2 protein-coding genes are annotated in these 23374 nt (G+C 76.3%); both read right to left on the bottom strand.

The window, feature by feature from the left end:
- A partial coding sequence (locus ABZ714_RS07845) for an SDR family NAD(P)-dependent oxidoreductase (RefSeq protein WP_358824265.1) occupies positions 1–7539 on the bottom strand: 7539 nt, incomplete at its 3' end.
- Positions 7540–7599: 60 nt separating this feature from the next.
- Positions 7600–23340 carry an SDR family NAD(P)-dependent oxidoreductase gene (locus tag ABZ714_RS07840; protein ID WP_358824264.1) on the bottom strand — a complete coding sequence of 5247 codons (15741 nt, stop codon included), beginning with the start codon at positions 23338–23340 and terminating at the stop codon, positions 7600–7602.
- Positions 23341–23374 lie beyond the last annotated feature (34 nt).

The following is a 23374-nucleotide window of genomic DNA, read 5'->3' as shown; positions in this document are numbered from 1 at the left end:
CAGCGACTCCAGCAGCCGGAACTGCGCCACCTGCACCGCGAACAAACCCTGCTGGGCCCAGACCGTCCGGGCCAGCACATCCGCGTCACCGTCCCACACCACGTCCCGCAGTGACGGATCCAGCTCCGCCGCCACCGCGTCGAAGGCCGCCGCGAACACCGGGAACCGGTCGTACAAACCACGTCCCATCCCCACCCACTGCGACCCCTGACCCGAGAACAACAGGCCCACGGAGCCGGGGGCGACGGTGCCGGTGACGGTTCCCTCGCCGGTGACGCCCTCGGCGAGGGCGGCGAGTCCGGCGGAGGGGTCGGCCAGGACGACGGCCCGGTGTTCCAGGGCGGTCCGGGTGGTGGCGAGCGCGCGGGCCACGGCGGCGGCCGGGGCGCGGTCGAGTACCGGCAGCAGTCCGCTCGCCCGGTCGGCGAGCGCCTCGGGCGTACGGGCCGACAGCGGCAGCGCTACGACTCCGGCCCCCTCGGGCACCCCGGCGGCCGGGGTGTCGGGCGCCTCCGGGGCCTGCTCGACGATCACATGGGCGTTGGTGCCGCTGATCCCGAACGAGGAGACCGCGGCCCGGCGCGGCCGGTCCAGCTCGGGCCAGTCCCGGGCGGCGGTGAGGAGTTCCACCGCGCCTTCGGTCCAGTCGACCTGGTCGGACGGCCGGTCGACATGGAGGGTTCGGGGCAGTACGCCGTGCCGGAGTGCCAGCACGGACTTGATGATCCCGGCGACTCCGGCGGCGGCCTGGGTGTGTCCCAGGTTGGACTTGATGGAGCCGAGCCACAACGGCCGGTCCTCGGGCCGGTCCCGGCCGTAGGTGGCGAGCAGGGCCTGGGCCTCGATCGGGTCGCCGAGCCGGGTGCCCGTACCGTGGCCCTCGACCAGGTCGACATCGGCCGTGGTCAGTCCGGCGGACGCCAGGGCGGCCCGGATGACCCGCTGCTGGGAGGGCCCGTTGGGGGCGGTGAGGCCGTTGGACGCGCCGTCCTGGTTGACGGCGGAGCCCCGGACGACGCCCCAGATGCGGTGGCCGTTGCGGATCGCGTCGGAGCGCCGCTCCAGGAGGAGCAGGCCGCCGCCCTCGCCCCAGCCGGTGCCGTCGGCCGCGTCGGCGAACGGCTTGCAGCGGCCGTCGGCCGCGAGGCCCCGCTGCTTGGAGAACTCCACGAACATCTCGGGTGTCGACATCACGGTCACACCGCCCGCGAGGGCGAGGGACGACTCACCGGACCGCAGCGACTGCGCCGCGAGGTGCAGCGCCACCAGCGACGACGAGCACGCCGTGTCGACCGTGACCGCCGGGCCCTCCAGACCGAACGAGTACGCCACCCGGCCCGAGACGAGACTGCCCTCACTGCTGCTGCCGGTGTAGTCGTGGTACATCAGCCCGGCGAAGACCCCGGTCGGGGTGCCCTTCAGGGTCTCCGGGTCGATCCCGGCCCGCTCGAACACCTCCCAGGAGAGTTCCAGCAGCATCCGCTGCTGGGGGTCCATGGCGACGGCCTCGCGCGGCGAGATCCCGAAGAACCCCGCGTCGAACCCGGCCACGTCGGCCAGGAAGCCGCCTTCCTTGGTGTACGACTTGCCGGGCGCGCCCGGCTCGGGGTCGTAGAGCCCTTCGAGGTCCCAGCCCCGGTCGCCGGGGAAGCCGCCGACGGCGTCGACACCGTCCGCGACCAGCCGCCACAGGTCCTCCGGCGACCGCACCCCGCCCGGATAGCGGCAGCTCATCCCCACGATCACCACCGGATCGCGGTCGTCCACGGCGGCCACGGCCGCCGGGGCGGGCGCGGCCGGGGCCGTGGGGGCGAGCCGGGTGAGGAGTTCATCGGCGATGGCGGCCGGGGTGGGGTGGTCGAAGACGAGGGTGGCGGGGAGTTTGAGGCCGGTGGCGCGGCTGAGCCGGTTGCGGAGTTCGACGGCGGCGAGCGAGTCGAAGCCCAGCTCCTTCAGGGGCCGTCCGGCCTTGACGGCGTTGCTGTCGCGGTGGCCGAGTACGCCCGCGATATGGCCGCGTACGGCGTCCAGGAGCGCCGTGTGCCGTTCGGCCTCCGTCAGTCCGGCGAAGGCGCCGCCGCGGGTGGCGGCGGGTCCTTCGGCGGTGGCGGCGGCGCGCCGGGCGGGCGCGGGGACGAGGGCGCCGAGGATCCGGGGCAGTTCGGCGCCCCGGGCCCGCAGGACGGCCGGGTCGAGCCGGGCGGGCAGCAGGAACGCCTCGTCGGTGCCGAGCGCGGCGTCGAAGAGGGCGAGGCCCTGTTCGGCGCTGAGCCCGAGGTCGCCCGAGCGGCCCATCCTGGCCAGGTCGGTCTCCGAGAGCTGACCGGTGAGTCCGCTGAGCCGGTCCCAGAAGCCCCAGGCCAGGGCGTGGGCGGGCAGTCCGTGGGCGCGGCGGTGGGCGGCGAGTCCGTCGAGATACGTATTGGCGGCGGCGTAGTTGCCCTGCCCTGGGCCGTCGACGGTACCGGCCATCGAGGAGTAGAGGACGAAGGCGGCGAGGGGCAGGCCGGCGGTGAGGTCGTGGAGGTGGCGGGCGGCGTCGGCCTTGGCCCGGAGCACGGCGTGGAGCCGGTCGGCGGTGAGGGTCGGTACGGTGCCGTCGTCGAGGACGCCCGCGGTATGGACGACGGCGGTCAGCGGCCGGCCGGCCGGGATGCCGTCGAGGGCGCGGCGCAGTTCGTCGCGGTCGGCGGTGTCGCAGGCGGTGATGGTGACATCGGCGCCGAGGGCGGTCAGTTCGTCGTGGAGGGTGTCGGCGCCGGGGGCCTGGGGGCCGCTCCGGCTGAGCAGCAGCAGCCGTCGGACGCCGTGCCGGGTGACGAGGTGGCGGGCGAGGAGGCCGCCGAGCACTCCGGTGCCGCCGGTGACGAGGACGGTGCCGTCGGGGTCGAACGGAGCGGCCCCGGAGTCGGTTTCGGTGTCGGGGCGGGTGGTGGCGCGGACGATCCGGGGCGCGGTGAGCGCGCCGTCGCGTACCGCCAGCTGGTGTTCGCCCGCGGCGACGGCGGCCGCGACGGCCGCGGTCAGCCGTCGCGGGCCGGGCGGGGGCGTGCCGTCGGCGGTGGTGCCGAGGTCGAGGACGGTGATCCGGCCGGGCTCCTCGGCCTGCGCTGAGCGTACGAGCCCCCAGGCGGCGGCCGCCGCCTGGTCGGTGACGTCGGCGCCGGGCGCGGTGGCGACGGCGCCCCGGGTCACCACCACGAGATGGGGTGCCGCCGGGTCCGCGAGGTGCCGCTGAAGCCGGTCGAGGAGCCGTTCGGCGAGGTCGTGAACGGCCGGTACGGCGTCCAGCGCCGGGTCACCGGCGACGGGCAGCAGCCCGAACGCGACGGGCTCGCCCGGCCCGGCGGGGGTACCGAAGGCGGTCAGGGCCCCGGGGTCGTACGGGTCGGTGTCGGCGGGCGCCCAGGCGGGGACGGCCTCGTCCGTGGTCGCGGCGGGCTCCGGCAGGGGCTGCCAGTCGAGGGTGAACAGGGTGCCCGGCCGGGTGGTGGCGGCCAGGTCGCGGGTGGCGACCGGGCGGATCAGCAGGGTGTCGACCGCGGCGACGGGGGCGCCGGTGCCGTCGGCGGCCTCGATGGTGAGGGCGTCGTCCCCGGCCCGGGTGAGGCGGACCCGCAGGGTTCCGGCCCCGGCCGCGTACAGCCGTACCCCGTTCCAGGAGAACGGGACGGCGACCTCGCCGGGTTCGGCCGGTCCGGTGAGGCGGCCGATGTCGGCGGCCTGGACGGCGGCGTCGAGGAGCGCGGGGTGGAGGCAGAAGCCGGTGGGGTCGGTGTCGGCGGGGAGCGCGATCTCGGCGTAGACGGCGCCGTCGGCGCGCCAGAGCGCGCGGACGCCCCGGAAGACGGGCCCGTAGTCGTAGCCCTGGGCGGCGAGTTCGGGGTAGGCGTCGGTGAGGTCGACGCGTTCGGCGTGGGCCGGGGGCCAGTCGGGGGCCCGGCCGGAGCCGTACGCGGGTACGGACGCGGAGACCGAGGCGGCCGAGGTGTCGGTGAGGAAGCCGGTGGCGTGCCGGGTCCACGGCTCGTCGGCGAGCGCGTTCCCGGGCCGGGAGTGGATCGTCACCGGCCTGCGCCCGGTGGCGTCGGCGCCCTCGGCCACGGCCTGGAGGGTGACGGTGCCGTCGGCGGGCAGCGGCAGCGGGGCGGTGAGGGTGAGTTCGTCGACGCCCGCGGCCCCGGCCTCGTCGGCGGCGCGCAGGGCGAGGTCCACGAAGGCGGTGCCGGGCAGCAGGGGCGTACCGGTGACGGCGTGGTCGGCGAGCCAGGGGTGGGAGCCGAGTCCGATCCGGCCGGTGAGGGTGAGACCGCCGGAAGCGGTGGGGACGGCGGCGCCGAGCAGCGGATGGCCGGTGGGGACCAGGCCGTAGGTGCCGATGTCGCCGGCGCCGGTTCCGGCTCCCAGCCAGTAGCGCTGCCGCTGGAAGGGGTAGGTGGGCAGGGCCGCCGGGTCGACGGGGGCGGCTTCGGCGGCCGGGCCCGCGGCGAGTACGGCGGTCCAGTCGATGTCGACGCCCCCGGCCCACAGTTCTCCGGCGGAGCGCAGGAAGCGGCCCCAGCCGCCTTCGCCGCGCCGCAGGGAGCCGACGACGACCCCGGGGGTGCCGAGGGAGTCGAGTACGTCCACGACGCCGGGGACGAGGACGGGATGGGCGCTGGCCTCGACGAAGGCGCCGAAGCCCTCGGAGACCAGGCCCGCGACGGCTCCGGCGAACAGCACGGGCCGGCGCAGATTGCGGAACCAGTAGTCGGCGTCGAGCGCCGTGCCGTCGACCCACTCGCCGTCCACGGACGAGAAGAGGCCGACGGTGCCGCGCCGGGGCGCGATGGGCGACAGGACCCGCAGGAGTTCGTCCCGGGCGCCGTCGACATGGGCGGAGTGGGAGGCGTAGTCCACGGCGATCCGCCGGACCCGGAGCCCCTCCGCCTCGGCCCAGGCGACGACCTGGTCGAGTCCGCCGGTGTCACCGGCGACGACGACCGCCTCGGGCCCGTTGACGACCGCGACGGAGACACCGTCGGGCAGGGTGCCCTCGATCCGGTCGACGGGGGCGGCGACGGACACCATGCCGCCCCGGCCCGCGAGGGAGTCGGCGATCACCCGGGAGCGCAGGGCGACGATCCACGCCCCGTCGTCCAGGGAGAGGGCGCCGGAGACGACGGCCGCCGCGATCTCCCCCTGGGAGTGGCCGACGACCCCGCCGGGGCGGACCCCGACGGACTCCCACAGCGCCGCCAGCGACACCATCACCGCGAACGACAACGGCTGCACCACATCCACCCGGTCCAGCGACGCCGCGCCCTCCACCTCGTGCACGACGTCCCACACGGACCAGTCCACGAACTGCTCCAGGGCGTCCGCGCACTCCCCCAGCCGGGCCGCGAACACCTCGGACTCCCGGGCCAGCCCGGCGGCCATCCCGGCCCACTGGGCGCCCTGCCCGGGGAAGACCAGGGCGGTCTTCGTCCCGGCGGGTACGGGTTCGGGGGCGGTGACGGCCCCGGAGGCGATCTCCGCCAGGGCGGCCCGGAGTTCGTCCCGGTTCCGGCCGACGGCGACGGCGCGGCGGGCGAACGCGGTCCGCCGGGTGGCGAGGGTCCGGGCGACGCCCTCGACCGGGAGGCCGGGGTCGGCGTCGAGCCGGGCGAGCAGCCGGGCCGCCTGGTCGCGCAGGGCCTCGTCGGTCCGGGCGCTCAGCGGCCACGGCACCTCGGCCGCCGATCCGGTCCTGGCGGTCCGCCGGTTCCGGGGCCGGGTCTGCGAACGGGTCCCGGGAGCGGCGGCGGGCTCGTCGGCCGGAGGCTCGGCGGGCGCCTCCTCCACGATCAGATGGGCGTTGGTGCCGCTGACGCCGAAGGAGGAGATCCCGGCCCGGCGGGGCCGGTCGCGGCCGGGCCACGGCAGGGCCTCGGTGAGGAGTTCGACGGCGCCCGTGTCCCAGTCGATCCGGGGCGAGGGCTGGTCGACGTGGAGCGTCTTCGGCAGTACGCCGTGGCGCAGCGCCATCACCATCTTGATCAGTCCGGCGACTCCGGCGGCGGCCTGGGTGTGGCCGATGTTCGACTTCAGCGAGCCGAGCCGCAGGGGCCGGTCGGCGGGCCGGTCCCGGCCGTACGTGGCGAGCAGCGCCCCGGCCTCGATCGGGTCGCCGAGCCGGGTCCCCGTCCCGTGCGCCTCGACCACGTCGACGTCGGCGGCGGTGATCCCGGCGTCGGCGAGGGCGGCCCGGATGACGTGCTGCTGGGCGAGGCCGCTGGGGGCGGTGAGGCCGTTGGAGGCCCCGTCCTGGTTGATCGCGGAGCCGCGCAGTACGGCGAGGACCCGGTGGCCGTTGCGGCGGGCGTCGGAGAGCCGTTCCAGGACGACGAGACCGACGCCCTCGGCGAATCCGGTGCCGTCGGCGGCGGCCGCGAACGGCTTGCACCGGCCGTCCTCGGCGAGGGCGCGCTGACGGCTGTACGCGGTGTAGATGCCGGGGGTGCTCAGTACGGCGGCGCCGCCCGCGAGGGCGAGGGAGCACTCCCCGGCGCGCAGGGACCGCATCGCGAGATGGACGGCGACGAGGGAGCCGGAGCAGGCGGTGTCGACGCTGAGGGCGGGGCCGTTGAGGCCGAGGACGTAGGAGAGCCGCCCGGCGAGCACGCTGAGGGCGTTGCCGGTGATCAGATGGGCGTCGATGCCGTCGGGCGCCTGGTGGAGCCGGGGCCCGTACTCCTGCTGTTCGGCGCCGACGAAGACGCCGGTGGCGCCGCCGCGCAGGGTCGTGGGGTCGATTCCGGCGCGCTCCAGCGCCTCCCAGCCGGTCTCCAGGACGAGCCGCTGCTGCGGGTCCATGGCGTGGGCCTCGCGGGGTGAGATGCCGAAGAAGTCGGCGTCGAACTCCAGGGCTCCGGTGAGGAATCCGGCCTCGCGGACGTAGGTGCTGCCGGGGGTGGCGGGGTCGGCGGAGAAGAGTCCGCCGATGTCCCAGCCCCGGTCGTCGGGGAACGGCGATTGGGTGTGCCGTTCGGCCTCGACCAGGTCCCACAGGTCGTCGGGTCCGGCGATGTCGCCGGGGAAGCGGCAGCCGATGCCGACGAGGGCGATGGGCTCGTCGGCGTCGGCGGGCGCGCCGGGCCCCGGTCCGGGGGCCGTGGCGGGGGTGGGTCCGGTGCCGCGTCCGGTGAGGACGGTGCCGAGGTGGCGGGCGAGGGATTCGGGGGTGGGGTGGTCGAAGAGCACGGAGGCGGCGAGCCGGATACCGGTGGCCTCGCCGACCGTGTTGACCAGGCCGACCATGGCGAGCGAGTCGAGTCCGAGGTCGCGGAAGGCCCGGTCGGCGCCGGTGGGGGCGGGGGCGTCGGGGCGTGCCTGGCGGAGGGCGGTGACGAGGTGTTCGCGGACGAGCCGCCGCAGGACGTCGAGGGCGTCGGCGGCGGGCAGCCCGGTCAGCCGCCCGGTGAGCGCGGCCCGTACGGCGGCGGCCCGCTCCTCGTCGCCGCCCTGCCCCAGGGTCTCGCCCTGCCCCGCTGACTGGCCCTGCTGCGGCGCGTTCATCGGCCGGTTCCCTTCCTCGTGCGTGTCTGCGACTGTCCGGTGGTCGTCGTGGGCCACGGCTCAGTCCGCCAGTTCGTTGTCGAGCACCGCGAACAACTCGTCGTCGCTCGCCGCTGTGTAGTCGTGGGCGGGCCGCTCGTCGTCGGCCGTCCCGGTGTCCTCGCCGTCCCGCCAGCCGCGCAGCAGCGCTTCCAGCCGGGCGGTGACGGCGGCCCGGTCGAGGCCGTCGCGGGCGAGTTCCCCGGCGAGCCGGTCGACCTCGGCGATCACCAGCCCGGTGGGGTCGTCGCCCCGGTCGGTCAGCCGCTCGGCGAGATGTCCGGCGACGGCGGTGACCGTGGGGTGGTCGAAGACGAGGGTGGCCGGGAGGGCGAGTCCGGTGGCGGCCGAGAGCACATTGCGCAGCTCGACGGCGGCCAGCGAGTCGAAGCCCAGTTCGCGCAGGGCCCGGCCGGGTTCGACGGCGTCGGTGTCGTCGTGGCCGAGTACGGCCGCGACCCGGCCGCGGACCAGTCCGGTCAGCAGTTCCTCGCGGTCGGCCGGTTCGAGCCCGGCGAGCCGCCGCCGCAGTTCGTCGCCGCCGGCGGGGGCCGATGCCGCGGTGGTCCGGGCGGTACGCGGCACCAGGCCGCCGAGCAGGGGCGGCAGTTCGTCGCCCCGGGCCCGCAGCGCCGCCTGGTCGAACCGGACGGGCAGCAGTACGGGTTCCCCGGCGCCGAGGGCGGCGTCGAAGAGGGCGAGGGCCTCGGTCCGGTCCAGCGGCGGCATGCCGAGCCGCCGCATCCGCTGCCGTCCGGCGTCGTCGAGTTCGCCCGCCATGCCCGCCTCCTCGTCCCACAGGCCCCAGCCGAGGGAGACGGCGGGCAGCCCGAGGGCGTGGCGGTGGGCGGCGAGGGCGTCGAGGAAGACGTTGGCGGCGGCGTAGTTGGCCTGTCCGGCGCCGAGCAGGGTGCCCGCCGCCGAGCCGAAGAGGACGAAGGCCGACAGGTCGCCCCGCTCGCTGGTGAGTTCGTGCAGATGCCAGGCGGCGTCGGCCTTGGGCCGGAGTACGGCGGTGATCCGCTCGGGTGTGAGGGTGTCGACGAGCCCGTTGTCGACGACTCCGGCGGCATGGATCACGGACCGTACGGGGTGCCGGTCGAGCAGGTCGGCGAGGGCGGCGCGGTCGGCGGTGTCGCAGGCGGCGACGGTGACCGAGGCGCCGAGGGCGGTGAGTTCGTCCCGCAGGGCCGTGGCGCGGGGCGCGTCGGGGCCCCGGCGGCCGACCAGCAGGAGCTCCCGTACGCCGTGCCGGACGATCAGATGGCGGGCGACGACCGCGCCGAGTCCGCCGGTACCGCCGGTGATCAGGACGGGTCCCTCGATCCCGCCGGTGGCCTCGGGATCGGGCGCGGCCGGGGTGAAGCGGGTGATCCGGGGCGCGGTGGGGTCGCCGTCGGCGAGGGTGAGTTCGGGCTCCCCGGTGGCGACGGCGGCGGCCAGCCGCCGCAGCAGCTCCGGCCCCCGGTCGCCGTCGGGCTCCTCGGCGCCGTCGGGGAGGTGGACCAGGACGATCCGGCCCGGGTGCTCGGCCGCCGCCGCGCGGACCAGGCCCGCGAGGGGCGCCCGGTCGAGCCCGGTGCCGAGGGTCACGACCAGCCGGGTGTCGGCGAGTTGCGGCCCGGCGAGCCAGTCGGTGAGGGTGGCGACCAGCCGGAGGGTACCGCCGCGTACGGCGTCGGGGGCGGGCCCGTCGACCGGCGCGCAGTGGTGGACCAGGACCCCGGGGGCCGGGTCGGGGACCGTGCCGGGCTCGGTGTGGGCGGGCAGTCGGAGGCCGAGGAGGTCGGCGCCGAGTACCGCCCAGCCGTCGCCGGGGCTCCCGGTGCCGCCGGAGGCCTCGATGGTGCCGGGAGCGGTGACGGCCTCCTGGGCGACCCGGTACAGATGCCGGGGCGCGGCGGAGAGCCGGTCGGCCGATACGGGCCTGGCGACCAGTCCGGCGACCCGGGCCACCGGCCGCCCCTCGGTGTCGGTGACCGTGAGGGCGGTGGTGTCGGCGCCCGCCGGGGCCAGATGGACCCGGACGCGGGTGGCGCCGTCCGCGTACACCTCGACCCCGGTCCAGGCGAACGGCAGTACGGGCCGCTCGTCGGCGGCGCCCAGCAGCAGCGCGTGCCAGCAGGCGTCGTGCAGGGCGGGGTGCAGGGCGTAGCGGTCGCGGTCGGCGCTCTCGGGGAGTTCGACCTCGGCCCAGACCTCGGCCCCGGCGCGCCAGGCGGCGGTCAGGCCGTGGAACGCGGGCCCGTAGCCGTAGCCGCGGTCGGTGAGTTCGTCGTACGCGGCCGTCGTGTCGAGGGGTGTCGCGCCGGGCGGCGGCCAGGCCGCAGGACCGGGTACGGGCTCGGATACGGCTCCGGCTCCGGCTCCGGCTCCGGCTCCGGCGGGTGCGAGGCGTCCGGTGGCGTGCCGGGTCCACTCGCCGCCGTCGGGCCTGGAGTGGATCCGGATGTCCCGGTGGCCTTCGGCGCCGGGCGCGCCGACGTCGACGCGGAGGGCGACGGCGGTCTCCCCGGGGATGTGCAGGGGTGCCTCCAGCATGAGTTCGGCGACGACGGGTGTGCCCGCGCCGCGCCCGGCGCGTACCGCGAGTTCGACCAGGGCCGTGCCGGGCAGCAGGACCGTGCCGTGGATCTCGTGGTCGGCGAGCCAGGGGTGGGTCCGGATCGAGAGGCGGCCGGTGAGGGCGAGGGTGTCGCCGTCGGGCGCGGGCACGACGGCGGCGAGCAGCGGATGGTCCGCGGTCTCCTGTCCGGCGGCGGCCACGTCCCCGGTGCCGGGCGGGGCCGTCAGCCAGTAGCGGCGCCGCTGGAAGGGGTAGGTCGGCAGCGCGGCCGGGGCGGCGGGCGGCAGGACGGCCGCCCAGTCGACTCCGGCGCCCCGGGTCCATGCCTCGGCGATCCCGGCGGCGAGGGTGGCGGCCTGGTCGCGGTCGCGCCGCTGGAGTGCGGCGAAGACGCTGCCGTCGGCGCCGCTCTCCCGGCCCATGGCGGTGAGGACGGCGTCCGGGCCGACCTCCAGGAAGGTGTCGGTGCCCAGTTCCTCCATGCGTCGTACGGTCGCGGCGAACCGGACGGTGTCGCGGACGTGGGAGACCCAGAACTCGGGGTCGGTGACGTCCCCGGCGGCGACCACGGGGATCGCCGGCTCGTGGAGTTCGACGCCGGTGACGACCGTACGGAACGTGTCGAGCATCGGGGTCATCAGCGGTGAGTGGAAGGCGTGCGAGACGGTCAGCCGGGACGTCTTGCGGCCCTGGGCGGTGAAGTGGGCGGCGACGGCCGTGACATCGGCGTCGGCGCCGGAGAGGACGAGGGACCTGGGCCCGTTGACGGCGGCGACGGAGACGGTGTCGGGGAGCAGCCCCCCGGTCTCCTCCTCGGCGGCCTGGACGGCGATCATCGCGCCGCCTTCGGGCAGGGCCTCCATCAGCGCGCCCCGGGCGGTGACCAGGGCGGCGGCGTCGGCGAGGGTGAGGACTCCGGCGGCGTGGGCGGCGGCCAGTTCGCCGACGGAGTGCCCGCCGACGTGGTCGGGCCGTACGCCCCAGCTCTCCAGCAGCCGGAAGAGGGCGACCTCGACGGCGAACAGGGCGGGCTGGGTCCAGCCGGTGCGGTTGAGGAGGGCGGCCTCGGGGGTCTCGGGGGCGGCCCACATCACGTCCTTCAGGGGCCGGTCGAGATGGGGTTCGAGGGCCGCGCAGACCTCGTCGAGGGCGGCGGCGAAGGCCGGGTGGCGGTGGTACAGCTCGCGGCCCATTCCGGCGGACTGGGAGCCCTGTCCGGAGAAGAGGAGGCCGAGGCCGCCGGGTGAGACGGAGCCGGTGATCACGCCGGGTCCGGTGGTTCCCTCGGCGAGGGCGGCGAGCCCGGCGGAGGGCGCGCCGACGACGACGGCCCGCCGGTCGAAGGCGGTCCTGGTGGTGGCGAGCGCGCGGGCCACGGCGGCGGCCGGTGCGGTGTCGAGGACCGGGAGCAGCCGGCTCGCCTGGTCGGCGAGGGCGTGCGGGGTCCGGGCCGACAGCGGCAGCGGTACGGGGTGTACGGCTGCCCCGGCCTCGGTCTCCGGTTCGGCGCCGGTCTCGGGGCGGCCCGGGATCCGCGGTGCCTGTTCGATCACCACATGGGCGTTGGTGCCGCTGATCCCGAACGAGGAGACGCCCGCCCGGCGCGGCCGGTCCAGCTCGGGCCAGTCCCGGGGCTCGGTGAGGAGTTCCACCGCGCCCTCGGTCCAGTCGACCTGGTCGGACGGCCGGTCGACATGGAGGGTCCGGGGCAGGGTGCCGTGCCGCATCGCGAGGACGGACTTGATGACGCCCGCGACTCCGGCGGCGGCCTGGGTGTGCCCCAGGTTGGACTTGACCGAGCCGAGCCACAGGGGCCGGTCGGCGGTGCGCTCGCGCCCGTAGGTGGCGAGGAGGGCCTGCGCCTCGATCGGGTCCCCGAGCCGGGTCCCCGTACCGTGCGCCTCGACCAGGTCGACATCGGCGGCCGTCAGTCCCGCGTCGGCCAGCGCCGCGCGGATGACCCGCTGCTGGGAGGGGCCGTTGGGGGCGGTGAGGCCGTTGGACGCGCCGTCCTGGTTGATCGCGGAGCCCCGGACCACGGCCAGCACCTCGTGCCCGTTGCGTACGGCGTCGGAGAGCCGTTCCAGGACCAGCAGCCCGACGCCCTCGGACCAGCCGGTGCCGTCGGCGGCGTCGGCGAACGGCTTGCAGCGGCCGTCGGAGGCGAGCCCGTTCTGCCGGGCGAACTCGATGAACGTGCCGGGGGTCGACATCACCGTCACCCCGCCCGCCAGGGCGAGGGAGCACTCCCCCGCCCGCAGGGACCTGGCCGCCCAGTGCAGCGCCACCAGCGACGACGAGCAGGCGGTGTCGACGGTGACCGCCGGGCCCTCAAGGCCGAGGGTGTAGGCGACCCGGCCGCTGACGACACTGTTGAGGGTGCCGTTGCCGAAGTATCCGATGAGGTCGTCGGGGACGGTGGTGAGGTTGCTGCCGTAGTCGCGGTACATGACGCCCGCGAAGATCCCGGTATCGGTGCCGTGGAGTGTCGACGGGTCGATCCCGGCGCGTTCGACGGCCTCCCAGGAGGCTTCCAGCAGCAGCCGCTGCTGCGGGTCCATGGCGAGGGCCTCGCGGGGCGAGATGCCGAAGAACTCGGCGTCGAACTCGGCGGCGCCGTCGAGGAAGCCGCCCTCGGCGGTGTACGACTGGCCGGGGTCGGTGCCGTGCAGGGCCGCCAGGTCCCAGCCCCGGTCGGCGGGGAACGGGGAGACCGCGTCCACGCCGTCGGCGACCAGCCGCCACAGGTCGTCGGGGGACGCGACCCCGCCCGGGTAGCGGCAGCTCATGCCGACGATGACGATCGGATCGTCGTCGGCGGCGGCGGCCCGGGAGGCGACACCGGCGGAGACCGGGGCCGGGGCGACGGTGGCCGCGAGATGGGCGGCGAGCGCCTTGGGCGTGGGGTGGTCGAAGACCAGCGTCGCGGGCAGCCGGGTCCCGGTGGCCGCGCCCAGCCGGTTGCGGAGTTCGACGGCGGTCAGCGAGTCGAAGCCGAAGTCGGAGAAGGCGCGCCGGGGTTCGATGTCGCCGCCGCCGTCGTGGCCGAGTACGGCCGCGACCTCGGCCCTGACCAGCTTGAGGGCGGATGCCTCCCGCTGGTCGGCGGGGAGGGCGGCGAGCCGGGCCGCGAAGCCGCCCCGGCCGTCGCCGCCGGCGGTGCCCCGCCGGGTGGGACGGCGGATCAGATCGCGCAGTACGGACGGGAGTTCGCCGGTACGGGCGCGGAGCGCCGCCGGGTCGAGCCGGACGGGCGCGGGGGCCGCGGTGTCGGCGGCCAGGGCCGCGTCGAAGAGGGCCAGGCCGTCGGCCGTGGTCAGGGCCGCGATCCCGTCGCGCCCCAGCCGGTCCCGGTCGGTGTCGCCCAGCCGGGCCGCCATGCCGTCCTCGCCCCACAGGCCCCACGCCATGGAGACGGCGGGGAGGCCGAGGGCACGGCGGTGGGCGGCGAGGGCGTCGAGGAAGACATTGGCGGCGGCGTAGTTGCCCTGTCCGGCGGCGTCGAGGGAGCCCGCGACGGACGAGAAGAGGACGAACATCCGCAGCTCTCCGGCGAGTTCGTGGAGGTGCCAGGCGGCGTCGGCCTTGGGCCGGAAGACGGTGTCGATCCGGTCCGCGGTGAGGGATTCGGTGGTGCCGTCGTCGAGGACGGCGGCGGCGTGCACGATGCCGTCGACGGGGTGTTCGGCGAGCAGCCGGGCGACGGCGTCTCGGTCGGCGACATCGGCCGCCTCGATCACCACGTCCGCCCCGAGCCCGGCCAGTTCCGCCTTCAGTTCGACAGCGCCAGGGGCTTCGTCGCCCCGGCGGCTGACCAGCACCAGCCGGGTGACCCCGTGCCGGACTACCAGATGCCGGGCCACGGCCGCGCCGATACCGCTGGTGCCGCCGGTGACCAGGACCGTTTCGGGTACGTCGACGGGGCCGGTGGTCGCGGACCGGGTCCAGCGGGGCACCCGTACGGCCGGACCGCCGATCGCGGTCTCCGGCTCACCGGTACCCAGGGCGCGGCGCAGCTCCTCCTCCGTGACATCGGCCCCGGCGGGCGCGTCGATCAGCAGGAACCGGCCGGGGTGTTCGGCCTGCGCGGCCCGGACCAGCCCCCATATCGGCGCCGGTACGGGTGCGGGACCGCCGTCCCCCGCGACGGCGTCCTCGGTGAGGAGGGCGAGCCGGGCCCCGGCGAACCGCTCGTCGGCGAGCCAGCCGTGCAGCGCGTCCAGCGCCTGTACGGTCGCGGCCCGCGCGGCCTCCGGCACCCCGGGCCGCTCGGGCGCGGGGAGCCGCAGGACGACCACGCCGTCGACAGCGGCCTCGGGCCGGTCGGGGTCGAGCGGCTCCTTCAGATCGGCCACGACGGCCAGCGGCCCCGGGTACGGCTCGGCCGCCGGGTAAGCGGTCCAGTGGGTGGCGTACAGCGTGCCGCCGCCCGTACCGACGTGGTCGGCCGTGACGGTCCGGCTGGCCAGGGACTCCACCACGGCGACCGGCGCCCCGGTCTCCGCGTCGGCGAGCAGTACGGAGATCGCGCCGTCGGTCCGGCGGGCCAGCCGGACCCGCAGCCGGGTCGCGCCCGGGGCGAGTACGGCGACACCGCGCCAGGCGAACGGCAGGGTCGCCCCGGCGTCGTCCAGGAAGGCGCCCGCGTGCAGGGCCGCGTCGAAGAGGGCCGGGTGGACGCCGTAGCCGTCGACGGTGGTCTCGTCGGGGAGTTCGATCTCGGCGTGGACCTCCCCTTCGGCGCGCCAGACGGCCCGGAGACCGGTGAAGAGGGGGCCGTACGCGACCCCCGCGTCCGCGAGGAGTTCATACGCGTCCTCGGGGTCGGCCCGGTGCGCCCCGGGCGGCGGCCACGCGGTGAGCGTCCCGGCCTCGGGGGTCCGGGCGGTGAGGGTACCGGTCGCGTGCTCGGTCCAGGGTTCGCCGGTGGTCCGGCCGTGGACGGCGACGGGCCGGAGCCCGGCGGGGTCGGGCTCGCCGACGGTGACCCGGATCCTGACCTCGCCGCCGGCGGGGACCACGAGCGGTGCGTTGAGGGTGAGTTCGTCCACGGTCGGGGCGCCGAGGTGGGCGCCCGCGTGGCGGGCGAGTTCGACCAGGGCGGCGCCGGGCAGCAGGACCGTGCCGTGGACGGTGTGCTCGGCGAGCCAGGGGTGGGTGTCCCGGGCGAGCCGGCCGGTGAAGACGGCGCCGTCGGTGTCGACCTGGTCGAGTACGGCGGCCAGCAGCGGGTGCCCGGCCGGGTCCTGCCCGGACGCGGTGACGCCCGCGCCCCGGTCCGTCCGCTCCAGCCAGTAGCGGCGACGCTGGAAGGGGTACGTCGGCAGGACCGGGTCACGGTCCCCGGGCCGGTCGGCGAAGAGCCGGGACCAGTCGACGGTCCCGCCCCGGACCCAGATCCGGGCCAGGGCGGACATCAGGACGGACGTCTCGGGGCGGTCGCGGCGGGAGACGGGGGCGAAGACGGCGTCCTCGCCCTCGGCGCAGTTCGCGGCCAGCCCCGACAGCACCCCGTCGGGGCCGAGTTCCACGAAGGTGGTGACGCCCCTGGCCTCCATGCCCCGGACGGTGTCCATGAACCGGACGGCGTCCCGGATGTGGTCCACCCAGAACCCGGGCGAGGACACGTCCCCGGCCGCGACCACGGGAATCCTGGACTGATGGAACGTCAGCCCCTCCGCCACCGTACGGAACTCGTCGAGCACGGGCTCCATCAGGGACGAGTGGAAGGCGTGGGAGACCTTCAAGCGACGGGTCCGGCGCCCCAGCGCCGCGAACCCGGCCGCGACCGCCAGTACCTCCTCCTCGGCACCGGACAGCACGACGGAGCGGGGGCCGTTGACCGCGCCCAGGGAGACCCCGGCCCCGAGCTTCGGGGTGATCTCCTCCTCGGCGGCCTCGACGGCGACCATCACACCGCCGGACGGGAGGGCGTCCATCAGCCCGCCCCGGGCCCGGACGAGTCGGCAGGCATCATCCAGCGACAGCACCCCGGCGACATGGGCGGCGGCGATCTCGCCCACCGAGTGGCCGCCGACCGCGACCGGCGCCACACCCAGCGACTCCAGCAGCCGGAACTGCGCCACCTGCACCGCGAACAAACCCTGCTGGGCCCAGACCGTCCGGGCCAGCACATCCGCGTCACCGTCCCGTACGACACTGCTCAGCTCGGGGTCGAGCCCGGCGGCCACCGCGTCGAAGGCCTCCGCGAACACCGGGAACCGGTCGTACAACCCGCGTCCCATCCCGACCCACTGCGACCCCTGACCCGAGAACAGCAGGCCGACGGAGCCGGGGGCGACCGAGCCCGTCAGCACTCCGGGGGCTCCGGTGTCGCCCGCCGCCAGGGCCGTGAGGCCGGCTGCGAGCGTGTCACGGTCCTCGCCCCAGACCACGGCCCGGTGTTCCAGGCCGGAGCGGGTGGTGGCGAGGGCCCGGCCGAGGGCGGCCGGGTCGGTCCCGGTGAGGGTCTCGCCGATCAGTCCGGCCAGTTCGGCGACGGCGCCCGGCGCCCGGCCGGACAGCACCAGCGGCAGCGGTACGGCTCCGGCCCCCTCGGGCGCCCCGTCGGCGGGAGCCGCGGCCTCAGGCGCCTCGGGGGCCTGTTCCACGATCACATGCGCGTTGGTGCCGCTGATCCCGAACGAGGAGACACCCGCCCGGCGCGGCCGGTCCAGCTCGGGCCAGTCCCGGGGTTCGGTGAGGAGTTCGACGGCCCCCGCCGACCAGTCCACCTCGGGCGTCGGCCGGTCGACGTGCAGGGTGCCGGGGAGCACGCCGTGTTCCATCGCCAGCACCATCTTGATGATCCCGGCGATCCCGGCGGCGGCCTGCGCGTGGCCGATGTTCGACTTGACGGAGCCCAGCAGCAGCGGCCGGTCCCCGGGCCGGTCCCGGCCGTAGGTGGCGAGCAGGGCCTGCGCCTCGATCGGGTCGCCCAGCCTGGTCCCCGTACCGTGGCCCTCGACGGCGTCCACATCGGCGGTCGCGAGACCGGCGGAGGCCAGCGCCGCCCGGACCACCCGCTGCTGCGCAGGTCCGTTGGGGGCGGTGAGACCGTTGGACGCGCCGTCCTGGTTGATCGCCGAGCCCCGGACCACACCCAGGATCCGGTGGCCGTTGCGGACCGCGTCGGAGCGCCGCTCCAGGAGCAGGACGCCCGCGCCCTCCGACCAGCCGGTGCCGTCGGCGGCGCCCGCGAAGGACTTGCAGCGGCCGTCGGCCGCGAGGCCCCGCTGCCTGGAGAACTCCACGAACATGTCCGGGGTCGACATCACGGCGACACCGGCGGCCAGGGCGAGGGACGACTCACCGGACCGCAGCGACTGCGCCGCGAGGTGCAGCGCCACCAGCGACGACGAGCACGCCGTGTCGACCGTGACGGCCGGGCCCTCCAGACCGAACGAGTAGGAGACGCGGCCCGATACGAGGCTGCCGCCGCTGGCGCTGGTCGCGTAGTCGTGGTGCATCAGCCCGGCGAAGATCCCGGTGGGGGTGCCCTTCAGGGTCTCCGGGTCGATCCCGGCCCGCTCGAACACCTCCCAGGAGAGTTCCAGCAGCATCCGCTCCTGGGGGTCCATGACCAGGGCCTCGCGCGGGGAGATCCCGAAGAACCCGGCGTCGAACCCGGCCACGTCGGCCAGGAAGCCGCCTTCCTTGGTGTACGACTTGCCGGGCGCGCCCGGCTCGGGGTCGTAGAGCCCTTCGAGGTCCCAGCCCCGGTCGCCGGGGAAGCCGCCGACGGCGTCGACACCGTCCGCGACCAGCCGCCACAGGTCCTCCGGCGACCGCACCCCGCCCGGATAGCGGCAGCTCATCCCCACGATCACCACCGGATCGTCGGCGTCGGCGAGCGGCGCGGCGGCCGGAAGGAGGGCGTGGTCGGCGGTGCCGAGGAGTTCGTCGTGGAGGAAGCGGGCGAGCACGCTCGGTGTGGGGTGGTCGAAGACGAGGGTGGCGGGCAGCCGCAGCCCGGTCGCGGCGGCCAGCCGGTTGCGGAGTTCGACGGCGGTCAGCGAGTCGAAGCCGAACTCGCGGAAGGCGCGGCGCGGGTCGACGGCGTCGACACCGGTATGGCCGAGTACGGCGGCGGCCCGGGTGCGGACCAGGTCGAGGAGGTGTGCCTCGCGGTCGGCGGGGGCGAGGGCGGCGAGTTCGCGGTGCAGGGCACCGGTCGTCGTGGTGGCGTTGGCCGTTCCGGCGACCTGGCGGCGGACCACCGGGACGAGACCGCGGAAGACGGCGGGCGCCGTGTCGCCGAGGGCCCGTACGGCGGCGGTGTCCAGCCGGACGGCGGCCACGACGGGTTCGTCCCGGGCGAGGGCCGCGTCGAAGAGGGCGACGCCCTCGTCGGAGGCGAGCGGGAGGACGCCGTCGCGGGCGATCCGCTCGCGGTCGGCGGCGTCGAGATGGCCCGTCATACCGCCCGGCCGGTCCCACAGGCCCCAGGCGAGGGAGTGGGCGGGGAGTCCGAGGGAACGGCGGTGGACGGCGAGGGCGTCCAGGGCGGCGTTGGCGGCGCTGTAGTTGGCCTGGCCGGGGCTGCCGGTGAGGGACGCGAAGGACGAGAAGAGGACGAAGTGGGTCAGCGGCAGTCCTGCGGTCAGCTCGTGCAGATGCCAGGCGGCGTCCGTCTTGGGCCGGAGCACGGCGTCGAGGTGGTCGGGGGTCAGCGATGCCAGGGTGGCGTCGGCGAGTACCCCGGCGGCGTGGACGACGGCGGTGACGGGACGCGCGTCGGGTACGGCGGCCAGGGCCGCGGCCAGCGCGTCCCGGTCGGCGGTGTCGCAGGCGACGGCGGTGATCTCGGCGCCGGAGCCGTCGAGGCCGTCCGGGGTCCGGCCGCTGCGGCTGAGCAGCAGCAGCCGCCGGACGCCGTGCCGGGTGACGAGGTGGCGGACGATCTCGCCGCCGACGGTTCCGGCGGCGCCGGTGACGACGACCGTGCCGTCGGGGTCCCAGGCGGCCCCTTCGGGGGTGCCGTCGACCGCCGGGAGGGGGGCGAGCCTCGGCAGGTGGAGACCGCCGTCGCGGAGCGCCGTCTCGGGTTCGGCGAGGGCGACGGCGGCGGTCAGGGCCCGTACGGACGCGGGGTCGCGGTCGAGGTCGGCGAGCAGGAAGCGGCCCGGCTCCTCGATCCGGGCGGTCCTGAGCAGCCCTTGGACGGCGGCGGCGGCCGGGTCGCCGTCGAAGGCGCCCCGGACGACGACGACCAGGGTGGCGCGGGTGAACCGCTCGTCGGCGAGCCATTCCCGGAGCGCGGCCAGGGTGTCGCCGGTGGCGCGCCGGATCTCGTCCGGCCCGGTGCCGCCGGGGACGGGCAGGACGACGACATCGGCTCCGGCGGCGCCGTCGAGTCCGGTGGCGCGGGGCGCGCCGGTGGCGGCGGCGATCTCGGCGGCGAGGGTGTCGCCGTCGGCGCCGAGGACGGCCCAGCGGCCCCGGAGGGCCGTGGGCACGCCGCCGGGCGCGGGCGTGAGGACGGTCCGGTACAGATCGCGGCCGGCGCCGGAGGCGGCCGGGACGTCGCCGAGGGGGCGTACGGTCAGGGCGCCGACGGATACCACGGGCGCGCCGGTGGGGTCGGCGGCCTCCAGGGCTACGGTGTCGGGTCCGGTGGGCCGGATCAGGACCCGCAGATCGGTGGCGCCGGTGGCGTGCAGTTCGACGGCGGCGAAGGAGAACGGCAGTTCGGGCCGGTCGGCGGGGTCGTCGCCGAGGCCGACCGCGTGCAGGGCGGCGTCCAGGAGCGCCGGGTGGAGCCCGAAGCGGCCCGCCCGGGCGCGCGGCTCGTCGGGGAGTGCGGCCTCGGCGAAGATCTCGTCGCCCCGGCGCCAGGCGGCCTTCAAGCCCTGGAAGGCGGGGCCGTACTGGAGGCCGGAGGCGGCCAGCCGGTCGTAGACCGCGGCCGAGTCGGCGGGAAGGGGTTCGGCGCCGGGCGGCGGCCAGGCGGTCAGGTCGTACGAGGGCCGGGTCCCGGCCGTGCCGAGGGTGCCGGTGGCGTGCGCGGTCCACGGCAGTCCGGGCGGGGCGTCGTCGGGCCGGGAGTAGACGGTGAAGCTCCGTCGGCCCCCGGAGTCCTCGGCGGGGGCGTGGACATGCACCTGTACGGCGACGGCGCCGCGTACGGGCAGCGCCAGGGGCGCGGTGAGGGTGAGTTCCTCCAGGTGCGGCAGTCCGGTCTGCTCCCCGGCGCGCAGCGCCAACTCCACGAAGGCGGTGCCGGGCAGCAGGGGCGTACCGGTGACGGCGTGGTCGGCGAGCCAGGGGTGGGAGCCGAGGCCGATCCGGCCGGTGAGGGTGGTGCCCTCGCCGGAGGCGAGTTCGACGGCCGCGCCGGCCAGGGGGTGTCCGGTGGGGACGAGACCGACGGAGCCCATGTCGCCCGAGCCGCCCGTGCCGTCGTCGGCGTCGTCGATCCAGAACCGGCGGCGCTGGAAGGCGTAGGTGGGCAGGGCTGCCGGGTCGAGGGGGATTCCGGTGCCCCGGGGGCCGCCGTCGAGTACGGCGGTCCATTCGATGTCGACGCCCTGGGACCAGAGTTCACCGGCGGAGCGCAGGAAGCGGTCCCGGCCGCCTTCGCCGCGCCGCAGGGAGCCGACGACGACCCCGGGTGTCCCGGCGGCTTCGAGGACGTCGAGGACGCCGGGGACGAGGACGGGATGGGCGCTGGCCTCGACGAAGGCGCCGAAGCCCTCGGCTGCGAGGCCCGCGACGGCGTCGGCGAAGCGTACGGTGCTCCGGAGGTTGCGGTACCAGTAGGCGGCGTCGAGCGCCGTTCCCTCGGTCCAGCCGCCGTCGACGGTGGAGTAGAGGCCGGTCCGGCCGGGGCGGGGGGCGACGGGGGCGAGGACCCGGGCCAGTTCGGCCTCGATCCGCTCGACGTGGGCGGAGTGGGAGGCGTAGTCCACGGCGATCCGCCGGACCCGGAGCCCCTCCGCCTCGGCCCAGGCGACGACCTGGTCGAGTCCGCCGGTGTCACCGGCGACGACGACGGACGCCGGGCCGTTGACGGCGGCGATCGAGACGCCGTCCGGCAGGGTGCCCTCGATCCGGTCGACGGGGGCGGCGACGGACGCCATCCCGCCGTGTCCGGCGAGGGAGTCGGCGATCACCCGGGAGCGGAGGGCGACGATCCGGGCGCCGTCGTCCAGGGAGAGGGCGCCGGAGACGACGGCCGCCGCGATCTCCCCCTGGGAGTGGCCGACGACCCCGCCGGGGCGGACCCCGACGGACTCCCACAGCGCCGCCAGCGACACCATCACCGCGAACGACAGCGGCTGCACCACATCCACCCGGTCCAGCGACGCCGCGCCCTCCACCTCGTGCACGACGTCCCACACGGACCAGTCCACGAACTGCTCCAGGGCGTCCGCGCACTCCCCCAGCCGGGCCGCGAACACCTCGGACTCCCGGGCCAGCCCGGCGGCCATCCCGGCCCACTGGGCGCCCTGCCCGGGGAAGACCAGGGCCGTTCTGCCGGGCGCTGCGGCGGCCCGGCCGACGGACGCCGTGCCGGTGGCGATCTCGGTGAGGGCGGCCCGGAGTCCGGCCCGGTCGCGGCCGACGGCCACGGCCCGCCGTTCCAGGGCGGCCCGGCCGTGCGCGAGGGCGCGGGCCACATCGGCGGGGTCGTACGGCGCGTCGTCGGCGGCCAGGGCCAGCAGCCGGGCCGCCTGGTCGCGGACCGCCGCTTCGGTGGCGCCGGAGACGGGCCAGATCAGGGCGGTGTCGCGGCGCTCGGCCGGATCGGTGCCGTCCGCCGGGTCTTCCGGTACGGCGTCTCCGGCGCGTCCGGCGGCGTCGGCCGGCGTCGGCTGCTCCACGATCACATGGGCGTTGGTGCCGCTCAGTCCGAACGACGACACGGCCGCCCGGCGGGGCCGCCCGTCGGCGGTCTCCCACGGCAGGTCGCCGGTGAGCAGTTCGACGGCGCCCGCCGACCAGTCGACGTGCGGCGACGGCTCGTCCACGTTCAGGGTCCTCGGCAGGACGCCGTGCCGGATCGCCATCACCATCTTGATGACCCCGGCGACCCCGGCGGCGGCCTGGGTGTGGCCGATGTTCGACTTCACGGACCCCAGCCGCAGCGGCCGGTCCTCCGGCCGGTCCCGGCCGTAGGTGGCGAGCAGCGCCCCGGCCTCGATCGGGTCGCCGAGCCGGGTCCCCGTCCCGTGCGCCTCCACGGCGTCGACGTCCGCGGTCGTCAGCCCGGCGTCGGCGAGGGCGGCCCGGATGACCCGCTGCTGCGAGGGCCCGCTGGGGGCGGTGAGACCGCTGGAGGCGCCGTCCTGGTTGACGGCGGAGCCGCGGAGTACGCCGAGGACCCGGTGGCCGTTGGCGCGGGCGTCGGAGAGCCGTTCGAGGAGCAGCATTCCGGCGCCCTCGCCCCAGGCGGTGCCGTCGGCGGCGGCGGCGAAGGCCTTGACCCGCCCGTCGGGGGCCAGGCCCCGCTGGAGGCTGAACTCCACGAAGGTGTCGGGGGTCGACATCACCGTCACCCCGCCCGCCAGGGCGAGGGAGCACTCCCCGGCGCGCAGCGCGGCGGTCGCCGAGTGCAGCGCCACCAGCGACGACGAGCAGGCGGTGTCCACGGTCATCGCCGGGCCCTCCAGGCCCAGGGTGTAGGCGATCCGGCCGGAGAGGATGCTGCCCGCGGTGCCGTTGCCGAGATAGCCGGCCAGTTCCTCGGGGACGTTCCGGACCCAGGAGCCGTAGTCGTGGTACATCACCCCGGCGAAGACCCCGGTAGCGGTGCCCCGGACGGCGCGCGGGTCGATGCCCGCCCGTTCGAACGCCTCCCAGGAGACCTCCAGCAGCAGCCGCTGCTGCGGGTCCATCCCGAGGGCCTCGCGCGGGGAGATCCCGAAGAACTCGGGGTCGAAGTCGGCCGCGTCGTGCAGGAAGCCGCCGTCGCGGACGTACGACGTCCCGGCCCGGCCCGGCTCGGGGTGGTAGAGGGCGTCGGTGTCCCAGCCCCGGTCGGCGGGGAAGCCGGAGATGCCGTCGGCGCCGGAGGAGACCAGCTCCCACAGCCCTTCGGGGGAGGTGACCCCGCCGGGGAAGCGGCAGGCCATGCCGACGATCGCGATCGGCGCGTGCCGCTCCTCCTCGATCTCGCTCAGCCTGCGCCGCGCCTCGCGGAGATCGGAGGTCGCCCGCTTGAGGTAGTTGAGAAGCTTTTCTTCGTTCCCCACCGACGTCACCCATCGCTCCGGTCGACCGATTACG

Origin of the sequence: Streptomyces sp. NPDC006798, from assembly GCF_040635975.1 — a bacterium.
Taxonomy (GTDB): Bacteria; Actinomycetota; Actinomycetes; order Streptomycetales; family Streptomycetaceae; genus Streptomyces.
This window is presented reverse-complemented; position numbering and strand designations above follow the sequence as displayed.